General features: G+C 63.5%; 1 protein-coding gene and 1 pseudogene. One reads left to right on the forward strand and one right to left on the reverse strand.

Annotated elements, in window-relative coordinates; all coding sequences use genetic code 11:
* A partial coding sequence (locus MJ783_RS20405; RefSeq protein WP_239312781.1) for an IS110 family transposase occupies nucleotides 1-508 on the reverse strand: 508 nt, incomplete at its 3' end.
* A gap of 475 nt (nucleotides 509-983) precedes the next feature.
* Between MJ783_RS20405 and MJ783_RS20410 the strand changes: the two are divergent.
* Nucleotides 984-1,272, forward strand: a pseudogene (locus MJ783_RS20410) (transposase); the annotation flags it as partial.
* Nucleotides 1,273-1,535 lie beyond the last annotated feature (263 nt).

Here is a 1,535-nt window from a genome sequence, read left to right on the forward strand (position 1 = left end):
TACCCAGCAGCTCCGAGGCCACCGAGGTCAGCGTGATCCCACAATCCTGCATGATTTTCTCGAGGCGTTGGACTGCCCGGGTACGGTCCTCGACCGTGGTCCGCCGGTGCCGGGTCAGATCCCGTAACGCCCGGATCGGTTTCGGGGGCACGAACGACGGCCGTACCAGGCCATGTTCCAACAGTTGCGCGATCCATACCGAGTCACCGACATCGGTTTTTCGGCCCGGAACATTGTGCATGTGCTGCGCATTAAGCAGCCAGCACTCGAACGAGTTCTCCAACAAGTAAAAGACCGGTTTCCAATATACGCCGGTGGATTCCATGCCGACGAGTGACACCCGCTCACCGGTCAGCCAGTCAGCCAGCCGCGTAAGTCCCGCGCCCGTCGTCGCGAACGTCCGCACCTCGCTGCGCCGGGCGCTACCGCGCCCGGGTGCCCGCACCGCCGCCACCACCGTGTCCCGGTGCACATCCAGCCCGGCAACACGATCGATCAGCACATCCATAGATGACCGTCTCCTCCCGTCGACCCATGACCAGCACAGACCGCCCGGGGAGGGCCTGTCACCAAAGATTCTGAGGTACGCGCTCGCGGCAGCAGGACAGGATTCCTCAGGACCTCCGCGCCACACTGACCTACGGGCTCACAGCACCACAGAGCAACGACGTCGGACCGGACGGCCCCAACATCCTCATCAGGACAGGGTGCCGGCGCAAGCCGGCATGGTCACTGACCTGCGGTGACATCAGATGATCTTCGCTTAAGTTAGTGGTATTGATGCATAGGCTGTAATCGGCCATCGGCCGTGAGGCTAAACGGAACGGCGGAGACTCGCGATATTGAGCGGTCAGCGCGCGGAAATGCGCGGAAACGCTTGGACGAGCTACGCGACCGACTGAAAATCTTCAAGATTGCCGCGAGTCTCCGGCGCCATGACGCGGTCGTGGAACGTCTCGCGGGCGGCTATTCTCCACCGCGGGTTGGTGAGCATTTCCGAGCGTCCCGTCGAGGTGGAGGACCGTGCCGTGCCTGGCCGCTGGGAGGGTGATCTCATGATTGGGAAGGGTGGGAAGAGTCAGATCATGATCTTATTCGCCGTGGCAACGCGGCTCGAACGAGAACACCAACGGGCTACTCCGTCAGTATTTCCCGAAAGACGTTTTCCCGAAAGACATTGACCTTTCGATCAATGCTCAGCCCGAGATGGACGCCGTCGCAGCTTTGATCAAAGTGGTGCTATCTCATGAGCGTGATGCCCTGGCTCCCTGAAGTCGCCGTCCTCGACGCCGTGGCTGGAATCATCGGGCTGCCTTCCGGACAGCCCGATGACGGGGTCGGATACGCGACTCCAGGGTCTCGCGGGCCTGAGCATCGCGGTGTCGAGTCAGGGGCGGGAACCCGTGGGGGCGCGGCGGGCGTAACGCATGCCGGCCGCCGGCCTGGATGCCGCACCGCGTCGCGCCCGTTCGGCGAGCATGGTCAGCACACGTCGCAACGCGAGCCCGGCGGCGTCGGCGCGGATGCTGACCTCC

The organism is Protofrankia sp. Cj3, from assembly GCF_917627355.1.
Taxonomy (GTDB): Bacteria; Actinomycetota; Actinomycetes; order Frankiales; family Frankiaceae; genus Protofrankia.